This is a genomic window from Streptomyces sp. NPDC050636 (assembly GCF_040654775.1).
GTDB lineage: Bacteria > Actinomycetota > Actinomycetes > Streptomycetales > Streptomycetaceae > Streptomyces.
Window position 1 is genome coordinate 1 of record NZ_JBFAIP010000203.1, and the last position, 4,738, is coordinate 4,738.

Genomic DNA, 4,738 nt, shown 5'->3' on the forward strand with positions numbered 1-4,738 from the left:
GCCTGCTGGGCATCCGTTACCGACAACGGCGGGATCTTCGGGCCACGATGATTCACACCAAACCAACGAAGAATCTCCGACTCAGGTCACTAGGGGTCGTCTTCCTGTGATCTCGGGTGGTGGATCACCTGCCGCTGAGGCCGACGGCGGTCAGCAGCGGATCGAGTGCGACGGCTCCGGCAACCGAGTGAAGTCGCCCCATGCCCATATCGGCCGGCCGCAGGAGCGGGGGCGTAGCCGTCGCCGTCCCCGGTCACAGGTACGGTAGAGCGACGACAGAGACGCCGCCCGAAGTATTGTTCAGCACGTAGAGCCGGTTTCCTCGTGGAGATACCGCAAGGGCAATGGGGTCGCCCCCGACCGGAACAGTCTTTCCGATGACTGTGTTCGTTTCCGTGTCAATGGTCAGCACATGATCATCGGAACTCTCCGAGTCCAGTACCCCGACATAAAGTCGCCGACCGTCCGGACTGATGGCTGCGGCGTACGCAGTGGCTCCGAGGGGAATAGTAGCGACTGTTCGACGCTCTTTCATGTCAAGGGTCGACACGGTGTATTGGGATCTTTTTGACGCGTGGGAGAAATGCTGTGACCACTACGGACTCCGTGCGCTCACTGGTCAGGAAGACACTCATATGCGTGCCGGTCGGTACACCACCCAATGATTCGAGCCATGCGGTGTGTGCACCCTTTGTGCAGCGTGGGTTGGAGATCTGGGGCGCACCCTTCAGTTGATTGCTCGCGCGTGGTACCACGTATCGTTGGAAACCCATCTGACGCACGCTGACCTTGGGGCCTTCCGGGCTCCGCGGCCACCAGGTCTCCGGCCAGGCGAATGCGATTCCGACTGCGGCTGCGATCGCTCCGACCACGGTGGCGATGAGCGTGACTGTTTTTGCCGTATGCCCATCGCCGCCGCCTTCTGGGGGCGGACTCCCGACGCCGGGATCCGTTTTCCCAGATCTGCCGCGCAGACTCCACCTCATGATCACTCCGAGTCCCTGAACCACCGGGAAAGAAACCTTCGAATTCCAGACGTTGAGAATCCGAACCTTCGGAATCCATGTGCGACCCTAGGCTCGGCAGTGGCTCCCCGCATCCCCAACGGCGGGGCGTGGGAATTCGTCCGTCCACTACTGCGCGAGTCCTTTACGGGGCCGGAGACGGTGGGAAACGTTGCTTGCCGACCCGCCCGGGGTCAGCGGCCGGTGAGCGCCGGAGGGGCAAGCGGCGGTGTGCAGGTGCCGTGCCCCTCCGGGTAGTTGGGAGTCAGCCGGTCTGCAGGGCTGCGTCGTCGATGACGAAGCTGGTCTGGAGGCTGGCGTCTTCGGTGGCGGTGAAGGTCAGGGTGATCTGCTGTCCGATGTAGGGGGTCAGGTCCAGGGTGCGCTGGGTGTAGCCGGTCGTGGCGTCGGTGTTGGAGAGGGTTGTCAGGGTGGTGTTGCCCACCTTGACCCTGAAGGTGTCGTAGGCGACGCGGTCGGTCTCGTCGGTGTCGATGTGCAGCCAGTAGGTCAAGGTGGCTTTGGCGCACCCGGAGGGCAGGGTCACCGACTGGCTGAGGGAGTCGGTGGCGGAGGAGCCGTAGCCGCCGAGCCAGGCGAACCGGCTGCCACTGTGGGCGGACCGGCCCGAGTGGGCACCGATCGTGCCGGTGTCACCCGTCCAGGGTGCGGTGCCGTTCTCGAACCCTCCGTTGGTGAGGAGCTGTTGGCCGGTGCAGCTTCCTGTCCCCTTGACCGTCAGGGTGAAGGTCGTGCTGTGGGCGACGGATCCGGTGCCGGTGAGGGTGAGGGGGTATGCGCCGGGGGTCGTGCTCGGCGCCGTGGCGACGGTCATGGTGGAGCTGCCGCCGGAGGTCACCGAGGCGGGGCTGAAGGAGACGGTGACGCCTGCCGGGGTGCCGGATGCCGACAGCTTCACGGTCTGGGCGGAGCCCTTGGTGGTCGCCGTCGAGACCGTGCTGGTGGCGGTGCCGCCCGGGTCGACGCTGCCCGTGGTGGGGGCGACGGCCAGGGAGAAGTCGTTCGCGGGGGTGGAGTTGGCGACGGCGAGCTTCCAGAGGGTGTAGGCGATGCCGTCCACGCTGCGGTTCAGTCCGGTGCTGTTGATGTTGCTGGTGGTGTCGCAGGACTGGTGATAGCAGGAGTCGTAGGCGCGATTGGCCGTGCCGCCCCATTTGGCCGCCTGCGCGGAGGTCTTTCTCGCGCCGGCTCCCATCGCGTACCCGGATGTCGCGATGCCCTCCTGCTCGAAGGAGTAGTCGTCGGAGCGGCCGGCGCCCTCGGTGTTCTCCTCCGGCTGGAGGTTGAGGGAATCCCAGTACGCCTTCATCGGCTGGGCGGCGGCGGAGTTGACGTGGTTGATGAAGTAACCGCCGTTGGTCGAGGCGATCATGTCGAAGTTGTAGTACGCCTTGATCTTCGAACGCTCGGTGGCGGACAGGGAACTGACGTAGAAGTCGGAGCCGTTGAGTCCCTGCTCCTCGTCCGTCCACCAGCCGAAGCGGACCCGGGCCGCCATGGCGGGGTTCTGCTCCGCGAGGGTGAGAGCCGTCTCCAGCAGTGCGGCCGAGCCGGAGCCGTTGTCGTTGATGCCGGGTCCGGCCCCGACGCTGTCGAGGTGGGAGCCGAACATGTACACCGTGCCGGTGTCACCCTGGGGCCATTCGGCGATCAGGTTGGGTCCGGCGCCGGTGGAGCAGCCGGAGGTGCAGGGCTGCTCGGTGACCGTGTAGCCGGCCGCCTGGAGCTTGTTCTTGGCGTAGGCGACGGATTCCCGGTAGCCCTGGCCGCTGGATTTGCGGGTGCCGCCGTTGCGGGTCGCGATGGCGTTCAGCTCGGTGAGATGTGCCTGGACCTTGGCCACGTCGATGTCCGGGGCGTCGCCGACCGCGGCCCTGCCGACGACGGGTGGCGTGGTGGCCGGTTGCGCCTGCGGTGCGGCCGCTGCCGTGGGTGCTGCGGTCAGCACCGCCGTTGCGAGGGTGATGGCGAGCGATACACCGGCCACCGCGAGTCTTCGTAACACCATGGCTCCTTGAGGGGGTAGCGAGTGCGCCGACGGAGGTTCTGGTGGAACGCCGGGTCGGGGCAGCGTCCTGTCGTCGTCCTGCTGTCTCCGACGAGGTGGGGCTTGGCACGGCAGGCGGACGACATACCGATGACCGAGGACGACATGTCCATGACCAGGCGGCCGTACCATCACATCGCGACAGGCGCGGCGTCAACGGAAGTTTCTGCGCGGAGCAGTGTTTGACGGAAAATGGCAGGTGGCGCCCGATATCCGGGCACTCGCCGGTGGGCGCCGGCCGGGGCGGCTGCTGCGACGCTTCGATACTTTGAGGGCCCGCGTCGGGCCGGTGGCCTCCGACCCGACCGTCTCCCGCCTGGTCGATACGCTCGCCGCGGCTGACGACAAGGCCATCAAGGCCCTGTGTGCCGCGCGGGCCAAGGTCCGCGAGCGGGTGTGGCAGTTGGCCGGTCCTACGGCGCCGGACGCCGACGGCCAGGTCACCGTGGATATCGACGGGGTACTGGTCGTCGCCCACTCCGACAAACAGGACGCCGCTGCAACCTGGAAGAAGACCTACGGCCACCACCCACTGATGGCCTTCGTCGACCACGGCCGAGGTGGCACCGGCGAGCCGGTGGCCCCGCTGCTGCGACCCGGAAACGCGGGCAGTAACACCGCCGTCGACCACATCACCACCACCCGCCTCGCTCTGGCCCAGCTGCCGAAGCACTATCGCCGCGGATGGCAGACCCTGATCCGCACCGACTCCGGCGGCGTCACCCACGAGTTCATCGCCTGGCTCGCCCAGTGCGGCCGGTGGCTGTCGTACTCCGTCGGCATGACCATCACCGACACCATCCACACCGCTGTGCTCCATGTGCCCGCCGACGCCTGGACGGCGGCGGTGGAACCCGACGGCGAGATCCGCGACGGCGCCTGGGTGGCCGAGCTGGCCGGCGACTGTCTCACCGGCTGGCCCAGGGGCATGCGGCTGATCGTGCGCAAGGAACGCCCGTACCCCGGCGCCCAGTTGCGCTTCACCGACGCCGACGGCATGCGGCTGACCTGCTTCGCCATCAACACCAAAGACGTCCCGATCGCCGAGCTGGAGCTACGGCACCGCCAGCGGGCCCGGGCCGGGGACCGTGATCAACCCACCCGGAGCTGTGGAACCCGGCGCCCACCCGACGCGCCAGTCGGGCCATCGACCTGCACCCAGGCCGAACTACACCATCCTCGAAACCGGAGAGGTCCGTCTGCAAGCCGCCGGACCCTCACGAAACACAGGCTAGGAATCCGGCCCCATTACCTGCTGGGCAAGCTGGGGAAGACACTTGCCCGGCAGTATGGCGAGGATGAATCCGCGCGGTGCTTGTGGTGAACTGCGCAACACAACCCGTACGCGACGATGGGGTGAACGCGATGCCTCTTGAGGGCGAGTACGAGCCGAGTCCGGCGCAGTGGGTGCGCGAACAGGTCGAGTTGTATGAGAGTTCGGGCGGCACGCAAGGGGCGACGCTCTGGGACACGGGCCTGCCCGTTGTCATTCTCACGACGCGCGGCGCGAAGAGCGGCAAGATCCGCAAGATCCCGCTGATGCGCGTGGAGCACGAAGGGCGGTACGCGGCCGTGGCCTCGAAGGCGGGCTTCCCGCGTCACCCGGTCTGGTACTTCAACGTCAAGTTCGACCCGCACGTGGAGCTCGTTGAGGGGTCGATACGCC

The 4,738-nt window shown here is 66.9% G+C and carries 3 protein-coding genes and 1 pseudogene; 2 read left to right on the top strand and 2 right to left on the bottom strand.

Annotation, left to right across the window (positions count from 1 at the left end; all coding sequences use genetic code 11):
- Positions 1–253: 253 nt before the first annotated feature.
- Together AB0I10_RS40360 and AB0I10_RS40365 are read right to left on the bottom strand one after the other, a co-directional pair.
- Positions 254–550: a beta-propeller fold lactonase family protein gene (locus tag AB0I10_RS40360; protein WP_363157725.1), complete on the bottom strand. Its 297-nt coding sequence runs from the start codon at positions 548–550 to the stop codon at positions 254–256.
- A 719-nt stretch (positions 551–1,269) separates the two neighbouring features.
- Positions 1,270–3,030: a M28 family peptidase gene (locus AB0I10_RS40365; RefSeq protein ID WP_363157726.1), complete on the bottom strand. Its 1,761-nt coding sequence runs from the start codon at positions 3,028–3,030 to the stop codon at positions 1,270–1,272.
- 217 nt (positions 3,031–3,247) lie between these two features.
- Between AB0I10_RS40365 and AB0I10_RS40370 the strand changes: the two are divergent.
- A pseudogene (locus AB0I10_RS40370) lies at positions 3,248–4,192 on the top strand (transposase); the annotation flags it as partial.
- Between the two features lie 245 nt (positions 4,193–4,437).
- Positions 4,438–4,738: nitroreductase/quinone reductase family protein (locus AB0I10_RS40375; protein WP_363157727.1), on the top strand; the 301-nt coding region annotated here is incomplete at its 3' end.